Source organism: Pseudomonas sp. Sample_22, assembly GCF_004307635.1.
In the GTDB taxonomy this organism is placed as follows: domain Bacteria; phylum Pseudomonadota; class Gammaproteobacteria; order Pseudomonadales; family Pseudomonadaceae; genus Aquipseudomonas.
The window spans coordinates 1144-26017 of record NZ_RCNY01000056.1 but is presented as its reverse complement, the minus strand read 5'-3'; the positions used below and the strand labels follow the sequence as shown (position 1 = coordinate 26017).

22 protein-coding genes are annotated in these 24874 nt (G+C 59.9%); 14 read left to right on the top strand and 8 right to left on the bottom strand.

Annotated elements, in window-relative coordinates:
• Positions 1-261 precede the first annotated feature (261 nt).
• The 9 genes from D8U73_RS14125 (at position 262) to D8U73_RS14085 (ending at position 10120) form a co-directional block, all read left to right on the top strand.
• Positions 262-1350, top strand: a complete 1089-nt coding sequence (locus D8U73_RS14125) for a polyamine ABC transporter substrate-binding protein (RefSeq protein ID WP_130904816.1) — start codon at positions 262-264, stop codon at positions 1348-1350.
• A complete protein-coding gene (locus D8U73_RS14120) occupies positions 1347-2648 on the top strand; it encodes an FAD-binding oxidoreductase (RefSeq protein ID WP_130904815.1) in 1302 nt (433 codons plus the stop codon). Before D8U73_RS14125 ends, D8U73_RS14120 begins: the two co-directional genes overlap by 4 nt.
• 175 nt (positions 2649-2823) lie before the next feature.
• A complete protein-coding gene (locus tag D8U73_RS14115; RefSeq protein WP_056855294.1) occupies positions 2824-3420 on the top strand; it encodes a paraquat-inducible protein A in 597 nt (198 codons plus the stop codon).
• Entirely contained in the window at positions 3417-4073 is a 657-nt protein-coding gene (locus D8U73_RS14110) for a paraquat-inducible protein A (RefSeq protein WP_130904814.1), read from the top strand. Before D8U73_RS14115 ends, D8U73_RS14110 begins: the two co-directional genes overlap by 4 nt.
• Positions 4054-5730, top strand: a complete 1677-nt coding sequence (locus D8U73_RS14105) for an MlaD family protein (RefSeq protein WP_056855292.1) — start codon at positions 4054-4056, stop codon at positions 5728-5730. Before D8U73_RS14110 ends, D8U73_RS14105 begins: the two co-directional genes overlap by 20 nt.
• Before the next feature lie 17 nt (positions 5731-5747).
• A complete protein-coding gene (locus tag D8U73_RS14100; protein WP_056855291.1) occupies positions 5748-6305 on the top strand; it encodes a PqiC family protein in 558 nt (185 codons plus the stop codon).
• A gap of 138 nt (positions 6306-6443) precedes the next feature.
• Complete coding sequence (locus D8U73_RS14095) at positions 6444-7457, top strand: iron ABC transporter substrate-binding protein (protein WP_130904813.1); 1014 nt, start codon at positions 6444-6446, stop codon at positions 7455-7457.
• A 51-nt stretch (positions 7458-7508) separates the two neighbouring features.
• Positions 7509-9059 carry an iron ABC transporter permease gene (locus D8U73_RS14090; RefSeq protein ID WP_177434474.1) on the top strand — a complete coding sequence of 517 codons (1551 nt, stop codon included), beginning with the start codon at positions 7509-7511 and terminating at the stop codon, positions 9057-9059.
• Positions 9056-10120: an ABC transporter ATP-binding protein gene (locus D8U73_RS14085; protein WP_130904812.1), complete on the top strand. Its 1065-nt coding sequence runs from the start codon at positions 9056-9058 to the stop codon at positions 10118-10120. The genes D8U73_RS14090 and D8U73_RS14085 overlap by 4 nt, the downstream gene beginning before the upstream one ends.
• A gap of 4 nt (positions 10121-10124) precedes the next feature.
• Here the strand turns inward: D8U73_RS14085 and D8U73_RS14080 are convergent, their stop codons facing one another.
• Positions 10125-11063: a tyrosine-type recombinase/integrase gene (locus tag D8U73_RS14080; RefSeq protein ID WP_056855288.1), complete on the bottom strand. Its 939-nt coding sequence runs from the start codon at positions 11061-11063 to the stop codon at positions 10125-10127.
• A 337-nt stretch (positions 11064-11400) separates the two neighbouring features.
• Between D8U73_RS14080 and D8U73_RS14075 the strand changes: the two genes are divergently transcribed.
• The 3 genes from D8U73_RS14075 to D8U73_RS14060 all read left to right on the top strand — a co-directional run bounded on the left by D8U73_RS14075 (position 11401) and on the right by D8U73_RS14060 (position 14609).
• Positions 11401-12108, top strand: coding sequence for an HPP family protein (locus D8U73_RS14075; RefSeq protein WP_130904811.1), 708 nt, complete (start codon positions 11401-11403; stop codon positions 12106-12108).
• Positions 12109-12347: 239 nt separating this feature from the next.
• Positions 12348-13454 carry an enoyl-CoA hydratase/isomerase family protein gene (locus D8U73_RS14065; protein WP_056855286.1) on the top strand — a complete coding sequence of 369 codons (1107 nt, stop codon included), beginning with the start codon at positions 12348-12350 and terminating at the stop codon, positions 13452-13454.
• Between the two features lie 3 nt (positions 13455-13457).
• A complete protein-coding gene (locus D8U73_RS14060) occupies positions 13458-14609 on the top strand; it encodes an acyl-CoA dehydrogenase family protein (protein WP_056855285.1) in 1152 nt (383 codons plus the stop codon).
• 177 nt (positions 14610-14786) lie between these two features.
• Here the strand turns inward: D8U73_RS14060 and D8U73_RS14055 are convergent, their stop codons facing one another.
• The 7 genes from D8U73_RS14055 to pssA all read right to left on the bottom strand — a co-directional run bounded on the left by D8U73_RS14055 (position 14787) and on the right by pssA (position 23189).
• Positions 14787-15560 (bottom strand): enoyl-CoA hydratase, encoded by a 774-nt coding sequence (locus D8U73_RS14055; protein ID WP_130904810.1) that lies wholly within the window; start codon positions 15558-15560, stop codon positions 14787-14789.
• Positions 15561-15575: 15 nt separating this feature from the next.
• A complete protein-coding gene (locus D8U73_RS14050; RefSeq protein ID WP_056855283.1) occupies positions 15576-16703 on the bottom strand; it encodes an acyl-CoA dehydrogenase in 1128 nt (375 codons plus the stop codon).
• 115 nt (positions 16704-16818) lie between these two features.
• Complete coding sequence (locus D8U73_RS14045; RefSeq protein ID WP_130904809.1) at positions 16819-18012, bottom strand: acetyl-CoA C-acyltransferase; 1194 nt, start codon at positions 18010-18012, stop codon at positions 16819-16821.
• A gap of 12 nt (positions 18013-18024) precedes the next feature.
• Entirely contained in the window at positions 18025-18786 is a 762-nt protein-coding gene (locus D8U73_RS14040; protein WP_130904808.1) for an SDR family NAD(P)-dependent oxidoreductase, read from the bottom strand.
• A 16-nt stretch (positions 18787-18802) separates the two neighbouring features.
• Positions 18803-20467 (bottom strand): AMP-binding protein, encoded by a 1665-nt coding sequence (locus D8U73_RS14035; protein WP_130904807.1) that lies wholly within the window; start codon positions 20465-20467, stop codon positions 18803-18805.
• Positions 20468-20721: 254 nt separating this feature from the next.
• Positions 20722-21738, bottom strand: coding sequence for an AraC family transcriptional regulator (locus D8U73_RS14030; protein ID WP_130904806.1), 1017 nt, complete (start codon positions 21736-21738; stop codon positions 20722-20724).
• A 107-nt stretch (positions 21739-21845) separates the two neighbouring features.
• Positions 21846-23189 (bottom strand): CDP-diacylglycerol--serine O-phosphatidyltransferase, encoded by a 1344-nt coding sequence (gene pssA / locus D8U73_RS14025; protein ID WP_056855278.1) that lies wholly within the window; start codon positions 23187-23189, stop codon positions 21846-21848.
• Between the two features lie 214 nt (positions 23190-23403).
• On the opposite strand from pssA, the gene D8U73_RS14020 reads away from it, so the two are divergent.
• Together D8U73_RS14020 and D8U73_RS14015 are read left to right on the top strand one after the other, a co-directional pair.
• Positions 23404-23967 (top strand): TetR/AcrR family transcriptional regulator, encoded by a 564-nt coding sequence (locus D8U73_RS14020; protein WP_130904921.1) that lies wholly within the window; start codon positions 23404-23406, stop codon positions 23965-23967.
• 55 nt (positions 23968-24022) lie between these two features.
• A complete protein-coding gene (locus D8U73_RS14015) occupies positions 24023-24499 on the top strand; it encodes a nuclear transport factor 2 family protein (protein WP_056855276.1) in 477 nt (158 codons plus the stop codon).
• Positions 24500-24874: the final 375 nt, after the last annotated feature.

Sequence of the window (24874 nt, the reverse complement as noted above, 5' to 3'; positions counted from 1 at the left end):
TGATCGTTCCCACGCTCTGCGTGGGAACACAGCCCGGGACGCTCCGCGTCCCTGCAACAGCCGAACGCGGAGCGTCCGTGGAGGCATTCCCACGCGGAACGTGGGAACGATCAACATTCCCCTGTGGGAGCTGGCTTGCCAGCGATGAGGCCGGCACATTCACCATCTTTGTCGACTGATGCGCCGCCATCGCGGGCAAGCCCGCTCCCACAGGGGCCATGAATCACCTGAACAATCCAATAATTCCAAGAAGGTATCGATATGCGTCTATTGAAATCCATGGTCCCGACCGCGCTCATGGTCCTGTTCAGCGCCGTGGCCCAGGCTCAGCCCCAGGTCAGCGTCTATAACTGGACCGACTACATCGGCGAAACCACCCTCGCCGACTTCCAGGCCAAAACCGGGATCAAGGTGATCTATGACGTCTTCGACTCCAACGAAACCCTGGAAGGCAAATTGCTCGCCGGGCGCACCGGCTATGACGTGGTGGTGCCGTCCAACCACTTCCTCGCTCGCCAGGTGAAGGCCGGAGCGTTCCTCAAACTGGACCGCGAACAACTGCCGAACTACCAGAACCTCGATCCGAAACTGCTGGCACTACTGGAGAAAAACGATCCGGGCAATGAGCATTCGGTGCCGTACCTGTGGGGCACCAACGGCATCGGCTACAACGTCGACAAGGTCAAGGCTGTGCTGGGCATCGACAGGATCGACTCCTGGGCCGTGCTGTTCGAACCGGAGAACATCAAGAAACTCAGCGCGTGCGGCGTGTCGATGATGGATTCGGCCGATGAAGTGTTCCCCGCCGTGCTGAACTACATGGGCATGGATCCGCGCAGCGAGAACCCCGAGGACTTCAAAAAAGCCGAAGCCAAGCTGCTGAGCATCCGTCCGTACATCACCTATTTTCATTCGTCCAAATATGTCTCTGACCTGGCCAACGGTGACATCTGCGTAGCCTTCGGCTACTCGGGCGATGTATTCCAGGCCGCCAACCGCGCCAAGGAAGCCAACAACGGCGTAAACATTGCCTATGCCATTCCCAAGGAGGGCGCCAACCTGTGGTTCGACCTGCTGGCGATTCCCGCCGATGCCAGCAACCCCAAAGAAGCCCACGCCTTCATCAACTACCTGCTCGACCCGCAAGTGATCGCCAAGGTCAGTGCCTCGGTCGGTTACGCCAACCCGAACCCGGCCGCCAAGCAGTACATGGACCCGGACCTGGTCAACAATCCCGAGGTTTACCCGCCTCAGGCGGTGCTCGACAAACTCTACATCTCCACCACCCCGCCGCAGTCGATCATGCGCCTGATGACCCGCTCCTGGAGCAAAGTGAAGTCGAACAAATGAACCAGTACACCCGCGAACATACTCACTCGTATTACGCCGCTTCGGCCCAGGGCATGGCGGATCGCCCTGAGCTGACGTCTGACCTGGTCGCCGACGTTTGCGTGATCGGCGCTGGTTTCACCGGTATCAACACCGCCATCGAACTGGCCCAACGCGGCCTTTCGGTGATTGTGCTGGAGGCGCGCCGGATTGGCTGGGGTGCCAGCGGACGCAATGGCGGGCAATTGATCCGCGGCATCGGCCACGATGTCAGTGGCTTCGCCAAACATATCGGTGCCGAAGGCGTGCGTTATCTGGAGCACGCCGGGACGGAGTCGGTGCAAGTGGTGGGTAATCGCATCCGTGAGCACGGCATCGACTGCGACCTACGCTGGGGTTTCTGCGAATTGGCCAACACCCCGGCGCAGTTTGCCGGATTGAAGGCTGAATACGCACACCTCAAGGCATCGGCGTACGCCCACGAAACCCGCCTGATCGAGCCCGGGCAGATTCGTCAGCACGTGGTTGATTCGGGCGTGTATGCCGGCGGATTGATCGACATGGGCTCAGGTCACCTGCACCCGTTGAATCTGGTGCTGGGTGAAGCGAGGCTCGCGCAATCCCTTGGCGTGCAAATCTTCGAGCAGAGCCCGGTGCTGGAGCTGATCCATGGCAGCACCGTGCAGGTTCACTGTGCCGGGGGCACGGTGCGTGCCGGCAGTCTGGTACTTGCCTGCAATGCGCATCTTGAAGAACTGGAGCCGAAACTCAGCGGCAAAGTGCTTGCGGCCGGCAGCTACATCATCGCCACCGAACCGTTGCCCGAAGACGCGGCCCGGCAACTGATCCCGCACAATCTGGCGCTGTGCGACCAAAAGGTTGGCCTGGATTACTACCGGCTCTCGGCAGACCGACGCCTGCTGTTCGGCGGTGCCTGCCACTATTCCGGGCGCGATCCGGCAGATATCGCCGCCTATATGCGTCCACAGATGCTCAAGGTGTTCCCGCAACTGGCGCACGTGCGCATCGATTACCAGTGGGGCGGCATGATCGGCATCACTGCCAATCGTTTCCCGCAGGTCGGCCGTTTGAACCAGCACCCGAATGTGTTCTATGCCCAGGGTTATTCCGGTCATGGCCTGAACGTCACCCACTGGTGCGCGAAACTGCTGGGCGAGGCGATCCATGCGGGCCACAGCAAAGGTTTCGACGTGTTCAGCGCCGTGCCACACATGACCTTCCCCGGCGGCCGCGCCCTGCGCTCCCCGTTGCTGGCGCTCGGCATGCTCTGGTATCGGATGCGCGAAATGCTGGGCTGATCCACCCGGCCTGGCGAGCCCCCCCGGTGGGAGCGAATCCGTTCGCTCCCATAACCGTTCTACGCCCTTCCCCGTCTATCCATGCCGTTGTGCAGCCTTTCAATTTGCTCAATTGCAAGTCGCTTCTATATTAAGGGTGTGCTCATTCTTTCCCGCTCTCTGTCGAGCCTGGCCCATGGCATCTACTGATCAACTGATCATTTGCGAGCACTGTGATTGCGTGTACGAAAAAACGACGCTCGCCAAACATCAGAAAACCCTGTGTACGCGCTGCGGCGGCGTGCTTCAGCGCTATAACGGCCTTACGGTAGAGCAGCGTCTTGCGTTGACCTTCACCGCATTGATGTTATGGATTTTCGCTAACTTCTATCCCGTCATGAGCATCAGCCTCAAAGGGCTGAAGAACAGCGCGACGCTCTGGGATTCGGTCCTGGCCCTGAGTCTGGGCCCCATCACATTCATCGCCCTGGTGGCAGCGATCGCGATGATCATCGCGCCCATCATCCAGCTGCTGCTGCTGATCTGGGTCTTGAGTTTTGCACTGGGCAACAGACGCTCACCGGCGTTCAAGTTCTGCATGCGCTGGCTGGAAACCCTCAGGCCCTGGAGCATGCTGGAAGTGTGTCTGCTCGGAGCCATGGTCGCGGTGATCAAACTCGCCGGGCTGCTGGACGTGCTACCCGGCATCGGTTTGTTTGCCTTGGCCATCCTCAGCCTGATGATGATCCGTATTGCCGGCCGTGATATCCGCGAACTATGGGACATCCAATGACCACCCCTCCGGTTGCCGACGACCTCAATCTTTGCCTGTGCCACACCTGCGGCCTGGCGTGCGACGTGTCCGACAACCCCCACGAATGCGAACGTTGCGGCGCCCCGCTGCATCGCCGCAAAACCAACTCGTTGACCCGGACCTGGGCCTTCATGATTGCGGCCCTGGTGTTTTACATCCCGGCCAATCTGCTGCCGGTGATGAATACAAAAATGGTCGGCAACGGCGCCGACAGCACGATCATGAGCGGCGTCCTGGAGTTCTGGGAAGCTGGCGCCTGGGACATTGCGCTGATCATTTTCATCGCCAGTATCGCCGTGCCGGGCGTCAAGTTCGGCGCAATCACATTGCTGTTGATCACCGTGCAGCGTGACAGCGACTGGGCGCGCAAGGAGCGGTCGAAGCTGTTTCGTTTCGTCGAAGTCATCGGTTACTGGTCGATGCTCGATGTGATCGTGGTGGCCCTGGTGGCGTCGCTGGTGAAATTTCAAGCCCTGGCCGATATAGAACCGCGCCCGGGCATTCTTTTCTTTGGTCTGGTGGTGGTATTTACGATGCTGTCGGCGATGAGTTTCGACCCGCGTTTGATTTGGGATAACGCAAGGAAAGTTCCTCACAATCAGGAGGTCACGGATGCAGTCGCAAATCACTGACGAATCACGTGCCCCAGGGCAGGCCCCGATAAAAACCCGGCGTTTCAGCATTTCGCTGGTGTGGATCGTGCCGATCGTCGCAGTGCTGGTGGGTATTTCGCTGGTGGTGCACAGCATCCTTCAGGAGGGACCGACCATCGTTGTCACCTTCAAGACCGGTAGCGGCTTGACCGCCAACAAGACCGAGGTCAAATACCGCAACGTGGTGATCGGTCACGTCTCGGATGTAGAGCTGAGCAACGATCAGAAAAGCGTCAACGCCACCATCAAACTGGCCAAGCAGGCCGAGAGCTTCACCCGCGAGGACTCACAGTTCTGGGTGGTCAGACCGCGTATCGGAGCGGGCGGGGTATCAGGGATCGATACGTTGCTGTCCGGGGATTACATCGGTGCCGATATCGGCCAGGCCAAGAAACGTGCAAAAAACTTCACTGGCCTGGAAAACCCGCCACCGATCACCTACGGCGAGCCAGGTAAACGCTTCACTCTTCACACCCAGGACCTGGGCTCGCTGGATATCGGCTCCCCGGTCTACTACCGCAAGATTCCGGTCGGCCAGGTGGTGGCCTACGCGCTGGATCCGGACGGAAAAGGCGTGAACATCGAACTGTTCATCCACTCGCCCAACGATCAATATGTCACCGAGAACACCCGGTTCTGGAACGCCAGCGGGATTGACGTGAACGTCGGAGCCAACGGTTTTGCGGTGAAGACCGAATCCTTGTCCTCGATTCTGGTCGGCGGTATTGCCTTCCGCGCACCTGAATACAGCCCCAATGACAAGCCCGCCCCCGAGCAGTATGCCTACGAGCTGTTCGACGACCAGCAAACCGCCCTCGCCCCACCCAGCGGCAAGCCGCAATACCTGGCCTTGCGCTTCGATCAGGCACTGCGTGGGCTCAAGGTCGATGCGCCGGTGGAATTTCTCGGTATTGAATTCGGCAGAGTGGTCTCCGTCAATCTGGATTTCGATGCCAAGAAACGCACCTTCCCACTCAATGTCGGCATCGTGATCTACCCACAGCGTCTGGGCCAGGCACACATAAAAATGCTCACTGCGCTCAAGCACGACCCCAACGACGAAGCCGCCGGTGTGCGCCTGATGGGTACGTTCATCGAGAACGGCCTGCGTGCGCAGGCGCGCACCGGCAACCTGTTGACCGGTCAGTTGTACATCGCCCTGGACTTCTACCCCAAAGCGGAAAAAGTGGCATTCGATCCCACGGCCCGCCCGGTCACCATCCCGACCGTTCCGGGTAGCCTGGAGCAATTGCAGGAAAAACTCGAAGCCATGGTCGACAAGATCAACAAACTGCCGGTGGAGAGCATTGCCGGCAACCTGGACGGCAATCTGGTGGAATTGCGCAAAACCCTGGGGCAGTTCAACAGCAAGACATTGCCAGGGGTTCAAACCACCTTGTCGACCGTCAGCAAGACGCTGCAGTCCGCCGAAACGACGCTGAAATCGGCCAACTCGACCCTGGCCGATGATTCGCCACAACGCGAGCAACTGGGCCAGACCCTGGAAGAACTCGGACGTACGTCGCGGTCCTTGCGCGACCTTACTGATTATCTGGGCCGCCATCCGGAATCGCTGATTCGTGGCCGCCCGAACAACGCCGCCCCCATTGATCTGCAAGGACCACCGAGCAAATGACTACAGGAGTAACACCCATGGCTTTTCCAATGAAAATGACCCTGGTCGTCGCGCTGTCTTTGCTCACCGCCTGCCGCAGCGATCCGATCCAGTTTCACACCCTGACGCCGGCGCAACTGTCCGGCAATACCAGGACCACGACGGACATCCAGATCGAAGGTCTTACCGTGCCGCCGCAAGTGGATCGTCCACAGATCGTGGTGCGCGAAGGCAATACAGGCATGGCCATTCTTGAAACCCAATGGTGGGGCGCCAGCCTGGTGGATGAACTGCGCAGCGCTCTGCTCGACCAGATGGTCAACAACAACCCGCAACGCAGAATATCGGTGAGGCTGGAGGTGCAACGCTTCGATTCGATTCCGGGTCAGTATGGGCTGATCGATGTGAAGTGGCGCCTGCGGGGCGCCAATGGCGATGAAAACACCCTGTTGAGTTGTCGCAGCACTTTGCAGACGCCTTCCGGTTCGTCCATCGATGAGTTGGTAGCCGCTCAGCAAAACAACGTCAAACGCTTGGCCGCGGTGATCAGCCAGGCTGCCTCCGGGTCACAAAAAGGTTGTCCATCAAACCCATGAGTTGACGAATTTTTCTCATTTCAGGCATTACATTTGCCGCGCCGCAAACATGCAAATGATTCCTATTGATCTACAATAATCGACGTCTATCTTGTCGAATCTGTTTGCTCGAAAAATATTAAAAGGAGCTGCTAAAGCATGATTTTCCGCGTCCCGTCTTTTCTGAAAAAAGCCTTGCTCGCCAGCGCTCTTGTCAGCGCAGGTCATGTATACGCGGCCGATTCCGTCGGCATCGTGGTTTACAACGCGCAGCACGAAAGCCTGACGAAAGCCTGGGTTGAAGGGTTTACTCAGGAAACCGGAATTCCGGTGACCCTGCGCAACGGCGATGACACCGAGATGGGCAATCAGATCGTCCAGGAAGGCGCCGATTCACCGGCCGATGTGTTTCTGACCGAGAACTCGCCGGCCATGGTGCTGGTCGATAACGCCGGTTTGTTCGCCCCCGTCGACAAAGCCACGCTTGAACAAGTCGACGCCGCTTACCGTCCAGCCCATGGCAAATGGATCGGAATCGCCGCGCGTTCAACCGTGTTCGTCTATAACCCGAGCAAACTGCCGAACGCCGACCTGCCCAAATCGATCATGGATTTAGCCGCCCCGGCCTGGAAAGGTCGCTGGGGCGCTTCACCGGGCGGCGCCGACTTCCAGGCGATTGTCGCCGCGATGCTGGAACAAAAAGGCGAAGCCGCAACCCTCGAATGGCTCAAGGCGATGAAAACCAATTTCACCGCGTACCGGGGCAACAGTTCGGTGCTCAAAGCGGTGAATGCCGGGCAGATCGACAGCGGCGTGATCTATCACTATTACAGCTTCGTCGACCAGGCCAAGACCGGCGAAAACAGCAAGAACACCGCCCTGCACTACTTCAAACACAAGGATCCGGGTGCTTTTGTCAGCATTTCCGGCGGCGGCGTCCTGGCGTCGAGCAAGCACAAGGAACAAGCCCAGGCGTTCCTCAAATGGATCACCGGCAAGGACGGCCAGACCATCCTCAAGGACGGCAAATCGTTTGAATACGCCGTGGGCAAGAACGCTCAATCCAACCCGAAATTGATGCCTTTGCAGCAGCTCGATGCGCCAACTGTCGATGCTTCGAAACTTGACAGCAAAAAAGCCGTGGAACTGATGACTCAGGCGGGACTGCTCTAATTGATACCTGAAACCCTGCCGGCGGGAGTGACTGACGCCGTTCCCGCCAATCTGCGCCGACGATCTCGCGGCACGTTCGCGAGCCGTGGCGGCCCGTGGGTGATCGGTTTGTCGGTGCTGGTTTCGTTATTGGCGTTGCTGCCGATTGCCTATGTCATCGGCGTGTCCTTGCAGACAGGCTGGTCTACGGTGGTCACCCTGGTTTTCCGGCCGCGGGTGGGCGAATTGCTGGTTAACACCGTGTTGCTGGTGTTGCTGACCATTCCCCTGTGCGTGGCGCTCGGGGTCACGCTGGCCTGGCTGACAGAACGCACCAATCTGCCGGGGCGCCGCTGGTGGTCATTACTGGCCACGGCGCCGTTGGCGGTGCCGGCTTTCGTCCACAGTTATGCCTGGGTCAGCCTGGTGCCGCCGATTCACGGCTTGTTTGCCGGAGTGCTGGTCTCGGTCATCGCCTACTTCCCGTTCCTGTACCTGCCGGTTGCAGCCACCCTGCGCCGCCTCGATCCGGCCATCGAAGACGTGGCCGAATCAATGGGGCTCAAGCCCTTGGCGGTGTTCTTCCGCGTGGTGCTGCCGCAGTTACGCCTGGCCATTTGCGGTGGCGCATTGTTGGTCGGGCTGCATCTGTTGGCCGAGTACGGCCTGTACGCGATGATCCGCTTCGACACGTTCACCACGGCGATCTTCGATCAGTTCAAATCCACCTTCAACGGGCCTGCTGCCCACATGCTGGCCAGCGTGCTTGCGTTGTGTTGCCTGGCGATGCTCACCGCTGAGTCGGCAGCGCGTGGCACCGCGCGCTATGCTCGTGTCGGCTCGGGCAGTGCCCGTGAGCAGCGGATCGTTTGCCTGCGCACGTCGTCAACCGCACTCGGATTGGCTTTGCAGGGGGTTACCTGCCTGCTGGCATTGGGCGTACCGCTGCTGACGTTGGGCAACTGGCTGATTGCCGGAGGCTCGCAAGTGTGGGACATGGCCGAACTGCTGCCGGCACTGGAGCAGACCCTGTTGTTCGGCGTCGGCGGCGCAGCCCTGACCACGTGCGCTGCGATCCCGATTGCCTGGCTGTCGATTCGCTATCCCGGACGAATGCAACGCGTCCTCGAAAGCTGCAACTACATCACCAGCTCATTGCCGGGCATTGTCGTTGCACTGGCATTGGTGACCGTCACCATCCATTTCGCACGGCCGATCTATCAGACCACCATCACCGTGCTGCTGGCTTATCTGTTGATGTTCCTGCCCCGCGCATTGGTGAGCCTGCGTGCCGGTATCGCCCAGGCGCCGGTGGAACTGGAAAACATCGCCCGCAGCCTCGGCCGCTCCCCTGCCCGCGCGCTGTGGCTGATTACCTTGCGGCTGGCGGCACCGGGTGCCGCCGCCGGGGCAGCACTGGTTTTTCTGGCGATCACCAACGAATTGACCGCTACCCTGCTGCTCGCCCCCAACGGCACACGCACATTGGCCACCGGGTTCTGGGCCATGACCAGCGAAATCGACTACGCCGCCGCGGCGCCGTACGCGTTGCTGATGATTGTGCTGTCGCTACCGTTGACCGGACTTCTTTATCACCAATCGAAAAAAACGGCTGGCCGATGAACACGCTTGAACTGCATTCCCTGAACAAAACCTACGGCGCCTATCGTGCGCTGGACGACGTCAGCCTGTCCGTGCCCAGCGGCAGTCGCACGGTGATTGTCGGCCCTTCGGGCTCCGGCAAGACCACCTTGCTGCGCATGATCGCCGGTTTCGAATTTCCTGACAGCGGACGCCTGTCGCTGAACGGTCAGACCCTGGTCGACAGCACCCACGAGGTGCCGGCGCATCAACGCCTGATTGGCTACGTTCCCCAGGACGGCGCGCTGTTCCCGCACATGACGGTGGCGGCCAATATCGGCTTTGGCTTGTCGACCAAGGGCAATGAAAAACAGCAGCGCGTGGCGCAGTTGATGGACAGCGTGGCCCTGGACTCGCGCATGGCCGAACGCTGGCCCCACGAGTTGTCCGGTGGTCAGCAGCAACGGGTAGCCCTGGCACGGGCACTGGCGCAACAGCCTCGGCTGATGTTGCTGGATGAACCCTTTTCCGCGCTGGATACCGGATTGCGTTCGGCCATGCGCAAGATGGTCGCGCGCTTGCTCGACGATGCCGGCGTGACCACGATCCTGGTCACCCACGACCAGAGCGAAGCCCTGTCCTTTGCCGATCAATTGGCGGTGATGCGTAACGGTCGCCTGGTACAGTCGGGGCATCCACTGGATCTTTACCGCTATCCCGAAGACGAGCAGACCGCGCTGTTTCTCGGTGATGCCGTGGTCATGCCGGCACGCATCGAAGCCGGTTGGGCACACTGCGATCTGGGGCGAATTCCGGTCAACAATCACCGCAACAACAGCACGGCGCAAATCATGCTGCGGCCCGAGCAGTTGCAAGTGGCCAGCCTGCTGCCCAGCGACACGGAAATTTCCGGATGCCGTGCGGTGGTCACCGACCGGGATTTCAGCGGCAACACCTGCACGCTGACAGTGCAGTTGCAGCCATTGATCACCAGCGAACAACCCGGCCGATCATTGCTGGTGCGCAGCTCGGGCATGTACGCCCCACCGGCCGGCAGCGCCGTTCACATCTCGACCATCGGCCATGCTCACGTACTGAGCTGAGGGCTCACAGATCGAAGCGATCCACCGCCCGCCGCCGCTCGTTGTCATCGCGAACATCGTAGTTGGCGGTGGTCTGGATGTTGCTGTGATGAGCGAGTTTCTGGGCGATCGACAGATCGTGCTCTTCAATCACCCGAGTAATGAACGAGCGGCGGAAATCATGGGGCATGATTTTCACCCCGACTTGCGTTCCGCGCTGCCTGGCGATGTAGTAAATCGCATGTTTGGTGATGCGTTCGCGGGTGATATGGCTGCCGCGACGGATTCGATTGAACAGGAACGGGTCATCCTGTTCGCCTTCCTTGAGCATCGAGCGACGCAGCTCCAGCCAGGCGTCCAGTTTAGCGAAAGCCCACGCCGGGGCGTACTTGATCAATTGCTTGTTGCCCTTGGCCGTCACCCGCAGGCTGCGCTCTGCGAAGTCGACCTGGTTCAGGTCGAGGTTGACCGATTCCGACTTGCGCATGCCCGAGCCGTATAAAATCCCGATGATCGCCGCGTCCCGCAGGCCCTGCGGCCGGGGATCGGCGGCGCAGACTTCCATGAGTTCCTGAATCAGCGTGCGCCGCAGATTGCGGCCCTGGGACAGGCGCGTGCCGGCAATGCCCTTGACCGAACGCATCTTCAGCAGGTGTTCCTGACTGATCAGGCTCATGCGCCAAGCCTCGTTCATCACCCCGCGCACGGCATTGACGTACAGCGAAGAGGTGTTCGGTGCGTACCCATCGGTGCGCAGCGTCGCGACCAGGGCAATGACGTCTTCGGGTTGCAGGTTGTGCCAGGGAATCTCTTCGATGTTCACTTCATCGAAGCCCAGGCGATCGGCGGCGTCCTGCAACACATAGCGCATGGTCAGTTGGCTGGAGGGCGCCAATCGCGCCAGATAGAGAGTCAGCGGGTTGGTCTTGGGCGTACTTGAATCAGCAACAGGTAAGTCAGTCAAACGAAACGGCCTTGATAAAAGAAATCGCTACAAACGGTGTGCAGACAAAGAGGGCCGTTACGCTGCCGGTCATGGCCGATAAAGTCAAATATCGCCGATAAAGGCCACTGTCCTGGCGGTGGGGTGCAATTCCTGTGTCTCATACTTGGTCGGCGCGTCGCTTTACATCAGAATTAATGAACTGAAGCTTCATTAATATGAATTTGTCAGCATCAGTAATGATCGGCACACTGTCGGCGTTCCTCCCCCAATAGTTGGAACAACTTCAAGGGCTTTCTGGCTATCCCAGATAAGCCTTTTTTTTTCCTCGAATTTTGTTATTGGAAACCACCACATCATGTTCGCTCGCTGGTTGCCTGCCGCCATCAACACCCGCCCAACGGAATGGAGTCGTGCTGCCATCGGCATGGCCTTGGGAACGCTGCTCAGCGTTTGGCTGTGTGGTCAGGTGTTTGGCATCGAAGTGGCGCAACATCTGATCGGGCCGCTGGGCGCATCGGCGGTGTTGCTGTTCGCCGTTTCTTCCGGTGCATTGGCCCAGCCGTGGTCGATCATCGGCGGTTATCTGAGCGCGGGTGTGATATCGCTGCTGGTCGCTCATGTGCTGGGGCGGACATTGGGCAGCGCCTGTCTGGCGGCCGGCATGGCGTTGATCCTGATGTGCTGGCTGCGTTGCCTGCATCCACCCGCCGGCGCATTGGCGCTGACCCTGGTCCTGGCCGATCCGGCAACCATTGCCATGGACTGGAAAGCGCTGGGTCCGGTGATGCTCGGCGCGTCGATCATGTTGCTCAGCGCCCTGGCCTACAACAACCTCACCCGTATCCGTTACCCCAAGCGTGCCGCCGAGCCCGCGGCAGTGATTCCTGCCGATCACACGCCCGTGGAGACCCAAGCCATTACCGCCCAGGACCTGAAACTGGCCCTGGCCGAGATGGAAGCGTTCTTCGACGTCACCCCCGAAGACCTCGAACAGCTGATCCATGCCAGTGAACTGCATGCCAAGCGGCGCAGTATTGGTGAGGTGTTGAGCCGTAGCGCCTGATGAAATCCCTGCAGGAGCGAGGCTCGCGAAAGCGGTCTGCCATTGAGCATCGATGTTGACTGGCAGGGCCTCATCGCGAGCAGGCTCGCTCCTACAGGGTATTGCGTTCTCGCCATGCATTTGTGCAGATAAAACCTGCACATATCCCGGTTGTACATCACAAATTTGCACTGTTACGATCTTGCATCGCTCGCGCGCGAGCTTCTCTAATAAAGAACAATAAAAGCAGGGAGTTAGTGATGACTGCTCAGGTTACATCGAATGGACCGCAGTCCATGGAAGCCATGCAAAATGAAGTGCTGGCCGAAGTACGCAACCATATCGGCCATCTGACCCTCAACCGCCCCGCAGGCCTCAATGCCATCACCCTGGACATGGTGCGCAACCTGCACCGCCAGCTCGATGCCTGGGCCGGTGATCCACAGGTGCATGCGGTGGTTCTTCGCGGTGCCGGCGAAAAAGCTTTCTGTGCCGGTGGCGATATTCGTTCGCTGTACGACAGCTTCAAGAACGGCGACACCCTGCACGAAGAATTCTTCGTTGAGGAGTACGCCCTCGACCTGGCGATTCACCATTACCGCAAACCCGTGCTGGCCTTGATGGACGGTTTCGTCCTCGGTGGCGGCATGGGCCTGGTGCAAGGCGCCGATCTGCGAGTGGTCACCGAGAAAAGCCGCCTGGCGATGCCGGAAGTCGGTATCGGTTATTTCCCGGACGTCGGCGGCAGTTACTTCCTGCCGCGCATTCCCGGCGAACTGGGGATTTACCTGGGGGTCAGCGGCGTGCAGATCCGGGCTGCCGATGCGCTGTATTGCGGTTTGGCCGACTGGTATCTGGACAGCAGCAAACTGACCACGCTGGATGAAAAACTCGATCAGCTGGAGTGGCGCGACACCCCACTCAAAGACCTCCAGGGCCTGCTGGCGAAACTCGCCGTGCAACAATTGCCAGATGCGCCATTGGCAACTTTACGCCCGGCCATCGACCACTTCTTCGCCCTGCCCGACGTGCCGAGTATGGTTGAGCAAATGCGCGAAGTAACGGTCGCTGATAGCCACGAGTGGGCCACCGCCACCGCCGACCTGCTGCAAACCCGTTCGCCGCTGGCCATGGGCGTGACCCTGGAAATGCTGCGTCGCGGTCGCCGCCTGAGCCTCGAACAATGCTTCGCCCTTGAGCTGCACCTGGACCGCCAGTGGTTCGAGCGCGGCGACCTGATCGAAGGCGTGCGTGCCTTGCTGATCGACAAAGACAAGAATCCGCGCTGGAACCCGCCCACTTTGCAGGCGCTGGACGCCGAACACGTGGCGAGTTTCTTCAACGGTTTTGATGAGAGCGGGAGCTGAGCCATGCACGATCTCGAATTGACAGAAGAGCAGGTCATGATCCGCGATATGGCCCGGGATTTTGCCCGTGGTGAAATCGCGCCTCACGCACAAGCCTGGGAAAAGGCCGGCTGGATCGATGACGGTCTGGTCGCGAAAATGGGTGAATTGGGCCTGCTCGGCATGGTGGTCCCCGAGGAATGGGGTGGCACCTATGTCGACTACGTGGCTTATGCGTTGGCGGTAGAAGAAATCTCTGCCGGCGACGGCGCTACCGGCGCCTTCATGAGCATCCACAACTCGGTGGGCTGCGGGCCGGTGCTCAACTACGGCACTGAACAACAGAAGCAAACCTGGCTGGCGGATCTGGCCAGCGGCCAGACTATCGGCTGCTTTTGCCTCACCGAACCCCAGGCTGGCTCCGAAGCGCACAACCTGCGCACCCGTGCCGAACTGCGCGATGGCCATTGGGTAATCAACGGCGCCAAGCAATTCGTCAGCAACGGCAAACGGGCCAAATTGGCGATCGTGTTTGCGGTGACCGATCCGGATCTGGGCAAGCGCGGCATTTCGGCATTCCTGGTGCCGACCGACACCGCCGGTTTTATCGTCGACCGCACCGAGCACAAAATGGGCATTCGCGCGTCCGACACCTGCGCCGTCACGCTCAATAACTGCACCATCCCCGAAGCCAACCTGCTGGGTGAGCGCGGCAAAGGCCTGGCCATCGCCCTGTCCAACCTTGAAGGCGGCCGCATCGGCATTGCCGCCCAAGCGCTGGGCATCGCCCGCGCCGCCTTTGAAGCGGCCCTGGCTTACGCCCGCGACCGTGTGCAGTTCGACAAGCCGATCATTGAGCACCAGAGCATCGCCAACTTGCTGGCGGACATGCACATGCAACTCAATGCCGCTCGGTTGATGATCCTGCATGCCGCTCGCCTGCGCACCGCGGGCAAGCCTTGTCTGTCCGAGGCTTCGCAAGCCAAGCTGTTTGCTTCGGAAATGGCCGAGAAAGTCTGTTCGTCAGCGATTCAGATTCACGGCGGCTATGGCTATCTGGAGGATTACCCGGTCGAGAAGTATTACCGGGATGCGCGAATCACGCAGATCTATGAAGGGTCGAGCGAGATTCAGCGGATGGTCATCGCCCGCGAACTGAAGAATTACTTGGTGTGAAGTCCTGATGATCGTTCCCACGCTCTGCGTGGGAATGCATCCGGTGACGCTCTGCGTCGCGCTTGCGAAGGAACGCGGAGCGTCCCGGTCGGCATTCCCACGCAGAGCGTGGGAACGATCGGTGCTACATCATGTGGGAGCTGGCTTGCCAGCGATGACGTCAGCAAGAGCGCCGCATTACTTGCCGACGAACTCCGCCTCACGCTTGGCAATGAACGCCGCCATCCCTTCCTTCTGATCCTGCGTCGCAAACGCCGCATGAAACACCCGACGCTCAAAACGCACGCCTTCGGACAGGCTCACTTCAAAGGCGCGGTTGACGCTTTCCTTGACCATCATCGCAATCGGCAACGACTTCTTGGCGATCAATGCCGCGACTTTCAGTGCTTCTTCCAGCAGCTCATCGCTCGGCACGATGCGCGCCACGATGCCACAACGTTCTGCTTCCACCGCATCGATCAAACGCCCGCTCAGGCACATTTCCATGGCCTTGGCCTTGCCCACGGCGCGGGTCAGACGTTGGGTGCCGCCCATACCTGGCAATACGCCGAGGTTGATTTCCGGCTGACCGAATTTGGCGTTGTCGCCGGCCAGAATGAAATCGCACATCAGCGCCAGTTCACAGCCACCGCCCAAGGCGAAACCATTCACCGCAGCGATGATCGGCTTGCGCCGGTTGGCCACGCGGTCGCTGTCGCTGAACAGGTCGTCAAGGTAGATCTGCGGGTAGGTCAGCTCAGCCATTTCCTTGATGTCGGCACCGGCAGCAAAAGCCTTTTTTGAGCCGGCCAGCACGATGCAACCGATGTTCGAATCGGCCTCCAGGCCATCGAGGGCATGGTTCAGCTCGCTGACGATCTGCGCATTCAAGGCGTTCAGCGCTTGCGGGCGGTTGAGGGTGATCAGGCCGACGCGGCCATGGGTTTCCAGCAAAATGGTTTCGTAGCTCACGGAGTGGTTCCTTCTTCAAAGATTGCGCGAAATGACCATGCGCTGAATATCGCTGGTGCCTTCGTAGATCTGACACACCCGCACGTCGCGATAGATCCGCTCCAGCGGGAAGTCGTTCAAATAACCGTAACCGCCCAGGGTTTGCAACGCCGAGGAGCAGACTTTCTCGGCCATTTCCGAGGCGAACAACTTGGCCATCGACGCTTCGACCAGCGCCGGTTTGCCGCTGTCACGCAGGGCAGCGGCGTAATGCACCATTTGCCGCGCTACAGCGATCTGGGTTGCCATGTCCGCCAGGCGGAACGCGACAGCCTGGTGTTCGATGATCGGTTTGCCGAAACTCTCGCGCTCACGGGCGTAATCGCGGGCCGCTTCGAACGCGGCGCGGGCCATGCCCACTGATTGCGAGGCGATACCGACGCGTCCGCCTTCGAGGTTGGCCAAGGCGATCCTGTAGCCCTCGCCCTCTTCACCCAGGCGGTTGGCTAGCGGGACTTTTACGTCTTCGAAGAGAATCTGGCAGGTGTCCGACGCATGCTGGCCGAGCTTGTCCTCGACCCGCGCGACTTTGTAGCCCGGCGAATCGGTGGGCACGATGAATGCGCTGATGCCGCGCTTGCCGGCTGCAGGATCAGTCACCGCAAACACAATCACCACGCCTGCGTTCTGCCCGGAGGTGATGAACTGTTTACAGCCGTTAAGCACGTAGTGATCGCCGTTCAATTTGGCGCGGGTTTTCAAGCCGCTGGCGTCTGAGCCGGCCTGGGGTTCGGTCAGTGCAAACGCGCCAAGCATTGCGCCGCTGGCCAACGGCTTGAGGAAGCGTTCTTTCTGTTCATCGTTGCCGTAATGCAGGATCGGCACGCAACCGACCGAGTTGTGCACGCTCATGATGGTCGAGCAGGCACCATCGCCGGCGGCGATTTCTTCCAGGGCCATGGCGTAGGCCAGGTAACCGGTGTCGCAACCGCCCCACTGCTCCGGCACCAGCATGCCGAAGAAGCCCAGTTCGGCCATCTCGCCGATGGCTTCCTTGGGGAAACGGTGCTCACGGTCCCACTCGGCGGCGAATGGTTTGAGCCGTTCCTCGGCAAATTGCCGGGCCATGTCGCGAATTTGTTGTTGGTCGTCATTGGGAATCATGATGAATCCTTGATTTGAGCCTGAATGCACCCTGCTCTTGTAGGAGCATGGCTTGCCCGCGATGGCGTCTTTGAGATCGCTATCGCGGGCAAGCCTTGCTCCTACAGAGGCGGCGTTAGTACAGGCATTCCACAGCCATTGCCGTGGCTTCGCCGCCGCCGATGCAGATGGCCGCAACGCCACGCTTCAGGCCTTTCTGGCGCAGGGCCGAAAGCAACGTCACCAGAATGCGCGCACCGGACGCACCGATCGGGTGGCCCAAAGCACAAGCGCCGCCGTGCACGTTGAGTTTCTCGTGGGGTATTTCCAAATGGGTCATTGCGGCCATGCCGACGACGGCGAAGGCTTCGTTGACTTCCACCAGATCCACCTCATTGAGCGACCAGCCGGTCTTCTTGATCAGTTTCTTGATGGCGCCAATCGGTGCCACCGGGAACAGGCCCGGCGTGTCGGCAAACGCCGCGTGACCGTGGATCACCGCCAACGGTTTCAAACCACGCTTGTCAGCTTCGGAACGGCGCATCAGCACCAGCGCCGCCGCACCGTCGGAGATCGAACTGGAGTTCGCCGCCGTGACCGTACCACCGTCCCGGAACGCCGGTTTGAGCGAGGCGATCTTGTCCAGCTTGGCCTTCGGTGGTTGCTCGTCATTGCTGATCGTCACCTGTTCTTTGCCCACCATGACGGTCAGCGGAACGATTTCGTCCTTGAAGCTGCCGTCCTTGATCGCCTGTTGCGCACGAGTGGTCGAGGCAATGGCGAAGGCGTCCTGGGCTTCACGGCTGAAGCCGTTGGTTTCGGCGCAGTCTTCGGCAAAAGTGCCCATCAGGCGGCCCTTGTCGTAGGCGTCTTCCAGGCCGTCGAGGAACATCGAGTCCTGCACCTTGCCATGGCCCATGCGATAGCCGCTGCGGGCGCGGTCCAGCAGGTACGGCGCATTGGACATGCTTTCCATGCCCCCGGCGATGACCACTTCGGCGCTGCCGGCGACCAGCATGTCGTGAGCGAGGATGGCCGCTTCCATACCCGAGCCGCACATTTTGTTGAGGGTGGTGCAGCGAGTGGATTTATCCAGCCCGGCGCCTAGCGCCGCCTGGCGTGCCGGGGCCTGGCCGAGACCGGCTGGCAGTACGCAGCCGAATAAAACTTCATCGACGGCATCGCTGGCGACACCGGCGCGCTCCACAGCGGCTTTGATCGCGGCCGCGCCGAGTTGCGGCGCGGTCAGGCTTTTCAGCTCGCCCTGAAAACCACCCATCGGGGTGCGGACAGCGCTGACGATGACGATTGGATCGTTGGAAAGGCTCATGACAAATCCTCCTTATTTCGCGGCCATGCGCAAGGCACCGTCGAGACGGATCACCTCGCCATTGAGCATGCTGTTTTCAATGATATGCCGGACCAGTGATGCGTACTCGGCAGGTTTGCCCAGGCGCGGCGGGAACGGCACGCCAGCTGCCAGGGAATCGCGCACTTCCTGGGTCATGCCGGCCATCATCGGCGTCTCGAAAATGCCCGGGGCGATGGTCATCACCCGGATGCCGAAGCGCGCCAGCTCCCGTGCGGCCGGCAAGGTCAGGCTGACAATCGCCCCCTTGGATGCCGAATACGCCGCCTGACCGATCTGGCCGTCGAATGCCGCAGCAGACGCCGTGTTGATGATCACGCCACGCTCGCCATCGGCGTCCGCTTCGGTTTCGGCAATCGCCGCCGAGGCCAGGCGCAGCATGTTGAAGCTGCCGATCAGGTTGACGTTGATCACCTGGCTGAAACTGGACAGCGCGTGCGGACCGTTTTTGCCGAGGATCTTCTCGCCACGCACGATGCCGGCGCAGTTGACCAGACCGTTGAGGCCGCCGAAGGCTTTGACCGTGGCCTGCACCGCCGCTTCAGCCGCTGCTTCGTTGCTGATGTCCGCGACCACGCTTTGCGCGCCCAGGCGCTGGGCCTGCGCCGCGACAGCTTCGGCGTTCATGTCCACCAGCATCACCTTGGCGCCGGCGGCGACCAGCATTTCAGCGGTGGCGGCACCGAGGCCGGACGCGCCGCCAGTGACGATAAAAACCTTGTTTTGGATCTGCATCATTGTTTCCTTGGATTCAAGCTGAAACGTTCTTCGCCGCGGCCTCTTGAGCCTTGGCGATTTCCTGGTTGCGCAAGATAAAGCGCTGCAATTTGCCGCTTGGGGTTTTCGGCAATTCGCTGACAAATTCGATTTCACGGGGGTACGAGTGCGCCGCCAGGCGCTTGCGTACATGTTGGCGCAGCTCTTCGGCCAACTCCGGCGCGGCACGATATTGCGCGCTGAGCACGACGAAGGCTTTGACCAGCTCAGTGCGTTCCGGATCGGGCTTGCCGACCACCGCGGCTTCGACCACCGCCGGGTGTTCGATCAGCGCGCTTTCCACGTCGAACGGGCCGACGCGGTAGCCTGAAGTGGTGATCACATCATCGCTGCGGCCGACGAAGCTGATGCTGCCATCCGGGTTCCACTCGACGGTGTCGCCGCTCAGGTAGTAATGGCCGACGAAGGCCTTGGTCGGCGCGCCTTCATAGCCGGCGAACCAGCACATCGGCGACTGGGTCCGGTCGATCGCCAGAATGCCCGGCTGGCCGACACCCAGTTCGTTGTATTCATCATCGAGCACCACGATGCGGTGACCCGGCGAGGCAAAACCGGCGGCGCCCATGTGGATCGGATGTTCCAGTGCGTGGTGGTTGCACAGCACCATGCCCAGTTCGGTCTGGCCGTAGTGGTCATGAATGACCACGCCAAGCTGATCGGCGAACCAGCGGATCACTTCCGGGTTCAACGGCTCACCGGCGCTGCTGACAATGCGCAGCTTGCCCTTGATCGACTTGGCGAACTCATCACCGCCGGCGATCAACAGACGATAAGCGGTCGGCGAGCCGGTGAGATTGGTGATGCCGTATTTGTTGATGACACGGCAGGTGCTTTCGAGGGTGAACGGGCCATCGTAAAACGTGATCGGATGCCCCATCGACATCGGCCCGGTGACACCGAAATAGATGCCGTAGGCCCAACCCGGGTCGGCAACGTTCCAGAATGCGTCTTCGGGGCGCAGATCCACGGCGTCACGGGTGTAGCTCTGGAACGCGACGATGGCCTTCAGGGGTACCGACAGCGCTTTCGACGGGCCGGTGGTGCCGGAGGTGAACATCAGCAGGAACGGGTCTTCGCCGCTCAGCATCACCGGTTCGCAATCGTTGCAATAGTTGGCCAGTTCGGCCCAGAAGCTGAAATCGCCCCGTACGATGCCTTGGCCTTTTGCGCCTGCGACGGTGACGATGGTCGGGCATTCGGCGACTTCGGCGAGTTTTGAGCGATTGACCGCGTCGGTGACCACCACTTTGGCGCCGGAGCAGCCGAGGCGGTGTTCAATGGCTTTGGGGCCGAACGCGGTGAACAGCGGCTGGTAGACCGCGCCAATGCGCCAGGTGGCAAACACGGTAATGAGCAATTCGATGTTACGTGGCAACAGGCCGGCGACCTTGTCGCCTTTTTTTACGCCTTGGGCCAACAGGAAATTGGCAAAGCGCGCGGCTTTGTCTTGCAGATCGGTGAAGGTGTACGTGGCGCTGGCGCCGTCGCGTCCTTCCCAAAACAATGCGATCCGCCCGGGCAACGCATGCCGGTCGCAACATTCGACGCAGGCATTGAGGGCGGTCAGATCGCCCGCGAGTGCAGCGTCGACGGTGTGCTGATAATCGAACTGTGAAACAGCAGACAAGTAATCGCGCATTGCCAGAATCCCTTTGTTTTTTATTGGTTGGGGGAACCGTAAACAACAGGGAAATACTCGCTCTGCACGGTGTGCGGGGCAATGGTCAAAGTTATCAAGTTGCTTGACTGGTTTGGCCAAGATCCCACCTGGCGCAATGATCGTTCCCACGCTCCGCGTGGGAATGCACCCCGGGACGCTCTGCGTCCCATCCAAAGCCGAACGCGGAGCGTCCGTTGAGGCATTCCCACGCAGAGCGTGGGAATGATCAGTGTCTAGCTCGCTTCGTTGAGAATCAAATTCCGATAATGACCCGGATTGGACCCCGACCACTTGCGAAACGCCTTGTAGAACGAACTCGCATCGGCAAAACCCAGCCGTGTGGCAATCTCGGCGAAGCTGATGCTCGGCTCGGCCAGCCAGACAATCGCCAGTTCCTTGCGCACGCTGTCCTTGAGCGCTTGATACGTCTGACCTTCTTCGGCCAAGCGGCGCCGCAGGGTCGAAGCGGACATGCACAGGCGTTGTGCCAGCGCTTCGGTTTCTGGCCATTGCTCGGCGGGCAATTGCCGCAGGTCGTGCTTGATACGGCTGGCCAGGCTTTGCGGATCGCGATATTTGACCAGGATGTTGGCCGGCGCATGAGCCAGGAAGCGTTTGAGTTCTTCCGCTGTACGCTTGATCGGCAGATCGAGGCAATCGGCAGAGAAAATCATCCGCGTGCGTGGACGGTCGAACCGCAGGTTTTCGGAGAACATCACCTGATAGTCATCACAGAAGTCCGGCCTGGGGCAGCGCAATTCGATGGCCAGGATCGGAATCCGCCGCCCTGCCAACCAGCACGCCACGCCGTGCACGATCATCCAGTAAGTGAAATAGGTAAAGGCGCGGCGCGGCTCGTGATCGTTTTCCAGCAGTACGATTTCCGCCAGGCTTTGCTGGCGCACCAACTCGGCGGGCATGCATTCGAGCATCAAAGACAAAAAGCCCAGGCCGCTGGTCAGGCCCGCCGCGACATTCGGCTGAATCATGGCGCAGCGGCACAGAAATTCGAAACTGCCGGACTTGAGCTTGCGCGGGTCCATGCCGAAAAACTCATCGTCCCCGCGCCGCGCCAGCAAGCGCCAAAGTCGAGCGTACGCCGTGGCGGGAACCCGTGCGGTGCTGCTGTTCAACAACAACGGCTCGATGCCGACCTTGTGCAACACCTCGTCGGTCACAACGCCCGGGGCGCAACTTTGCAACAGCGCTTCACGCACCAGTTGGATGGAGATGGTGTCTTTTTCGGACATTGAGCGAGACAAGCCCTGATCTTGTTTGAATGGCGGGCATCTTAGCGCACTGCATCCCCTATCGGAGCGAGCCTGCTCGCGATTGCGCCAGTGGCCACGCCACACATTCAAAGAATGCGGTACAGCAACCGCTCAACCCTCACCCGGCTCACACGCTTGAGAAACTTCGCCACCCCCGCCGGGTAGTCCGGCAATGTTTCCAGATCCCCAAAACGCTCGATGCGCCGGGTGTGCTGGAAAATCTGTGCCAACTCTGTACGGCGCGGCACCAACAACTCGCCCTTTGGATCATCAATCAGCAAGGCGTTTTCCAGATCGAGGCGAAACGCTCGCGGGTTGAGGTTGTTACCGGTCAGCAAGGTGTAACGCTGGTCGATCCACATGCCTTTGAGATGGTAGGTGTTGTCGCCATCCTTCCACAGATGCAGGTTCAACTGACCGCTGTCGATGTTGCGCTGATGGCGCTTGGCGAATCGGCGCAGGCTGATCTCGTAGAGATATGGCAGCGCCGAAATCACTTTGAACGGTTCGCTCGGTGGAATATAGAAATCGTTGGCGGTCTTGTCGCCAACCACGATATCGATCTTCACACCCCGCGCCAGCGCCCGGTTGATATCCCGGGTTACGGCCAATGGCAGGTTGAAGTATGGCGTGCAGATGGTCAGTTGATGCTGGGCGCTGCCGATCAGCTCGCCAATCACCCGGCTCAACGGATTGTTCTTGCCCACGCCCAGTAACGGGCTGACAGACAGACCGCTCTTGTCCGTGGAGCCCTGGGTGGTGTCGTACGCAGCGTGCTTGAGACGGCTGCGCAGATCGCCGATGTCATTGCGCAGGCTGCGGGTGGTCGGCAGGTTCGGCAGGTCGAGGCGATGCACCGCTTTGGAAGCCACCAGACCGTGTTGAACCAGGTGGTGCATGGAATCGGCCAGCGCACGGTTGTGCAGCAGGTGATAACGGTCGTAGCGGTACTTGTCGAGCTTGTGCAAGTAGACGTTGTTCAGGCTGGCGCCGCTGTAAATCACGCAGTCATCGATGATGAAGCCCTTCAAATGCAACACGCCGAACAGCTCGCGGGTTTGCACCGGCACGCCATACACCGGCACTTCGCTGGCATGAGTGCGGGTCATCTCCTGATACCAGGCCGAATTGCCCGGTTGCTTGCCGGCACCGATCAAACCGCGCTGCGCGCGCAGCCAGTCGACGACCACCACCACGTCCAGCTGTGGACGCGCCAGTTTGGCCGCGTGCAAGGCATCGAGTATTTCCTGGCCGGCCTCATCCTGTTGCAGGTACAGCGCAACGATATAGATACGCTGGGTGGCGCTGGCGATTTTTTCCAGCAGGCAACGACGGAACTCGGCGGCGCCGCTGAGGAAGGTGACGGCATCGGCGGTCAGCGGAAAACTGCGCAGTTTAGGCAGCAGGGAGCGTTTGAAAAGCGACGGCATAGGGCTCGCAATGGGTCGAATCCAGAGAGTTTGAGAGCTTACACCATGGATCGGCTCGGGTCTTGTGGGTGTCCATAATGACGCTATCTCTGGCAAGCCAGCTCCCACAGGTTGATCGCATTTCCCTGTGGGAGCTGGCTTGCCAGCGATGGCGGTTTTATGGGCAATGGAAAAACATTTGACCAAGAAGAACGATCGTTCTACTCTTTGCCACATGAACGAAATCACTAGCAATGACACACGCGACATCATTCTGGATGTCACCGAAAAGTTGATCTACAAAAGTGGCATCGCTGCCACTGGCATGGATCTTCTGGTGAAAACCGCCGGCGTCTCCAGAAAGAGCATTTACCGCTACTTCGCCAACAAGGAGGAGCTGGTCGTCGCCGCCCTGCAACGCCGTGACGAACGCTGGATGCACTGGTACAGAACTGAAGTCGGCAAAGCCCGGACCCCGGCGGACCGCCTGCTCAATCTGTTCAGCGTGCTCAAGTCCTGGTTCGACTCTGAAGGCTTTCGCGGCTGCGCGTTCATCAACACCAGCGGTGAAACCGGCGACCCGCAAGACCCGGTCCGGCTGGTCGCCAAAGACCACAAACAAAAGCTGCTCGACTACGTGTGCGAGCTGTGTACCGAATATGGTGCCGAGGATCCGCAGAGTCTGGCCAGACAGCTGCTGATCCTGATCGATGGTGCCATTACCTTGGCGCTTGTCATGGGTGATCACAGTGCCGCCGATAATGCGCAATGCATGGCGCGAAAGTTATTGGACCTGTAACAACTTAAGCAAGCCCGACAACGTGTTTTAACTTGATTGTATACGGAGACTTGATATGTCTAATGCCGAAGTTCGTCCGCCATTGCCGCCATTCACCCGTGAATCGGCCATCGAAAAAGTCCGCCTCGCCGAAGACGGCTGGAACTCCCGCGATCCTGAGCGCGTGTCGCTGGCTTACACCCTGGACACTCGGTGGCGCAACCGCGCCGAGTTCGCCTACAACCGAGAAGAAGCCAAAGGCTTTCTGACGCGCAAGTGGGCCAAGGAACTGGATTATCGGTTGATCAAGGAGCTGTGGGCGTTCACCGACAATCGCATCGCCGTGCGTTATGCCTATGAATGGCACGACGATTCTGGCAACTGGTTCCGCTCCTACGGCAACGAAAACTGGGAGTTCAACGAGGACGGATTGATGGCCCATCGTTTTGCCTGCATCAACGACATGCCGATCAAGGAAAGCGAGCGCAAATTCCATTGGCCGCTGGGCCGTCGCCCTGATGATCACCCGGGCTTGTCGGATCTGGGCTTGTAAACACCGCTCCAAACCAGCACGGTGGCCTATTGATCGTTCCCACGCTCTGCGTGGGAACACAGGCCGGGACGCTTTGCGTGCCATTGGAACGCTGAGCGTCCCTTGAGGCATTCCCACGCAGAGCGTGGGAACGATCAGAAAACGCCGCTCCAAATGCAGGCGCGAGCTTGCTGACCCTTTAATGATCGTTCCCACGCTCTGCGTGGGAACGCAGCCCGGGACGCTTTGCGTGCCATTGGAACGCTGAGCGTCCCTTGAGGCATTCCCATGCAGAGCGTGGGAACGATCAGAAAACGCCGCTCCAATTGCAGGCGTGAGCCTGCTGACCCTTTAATGATCGTTCCCACGCTCTGCGTGGGAACGCAGCCCGGGACG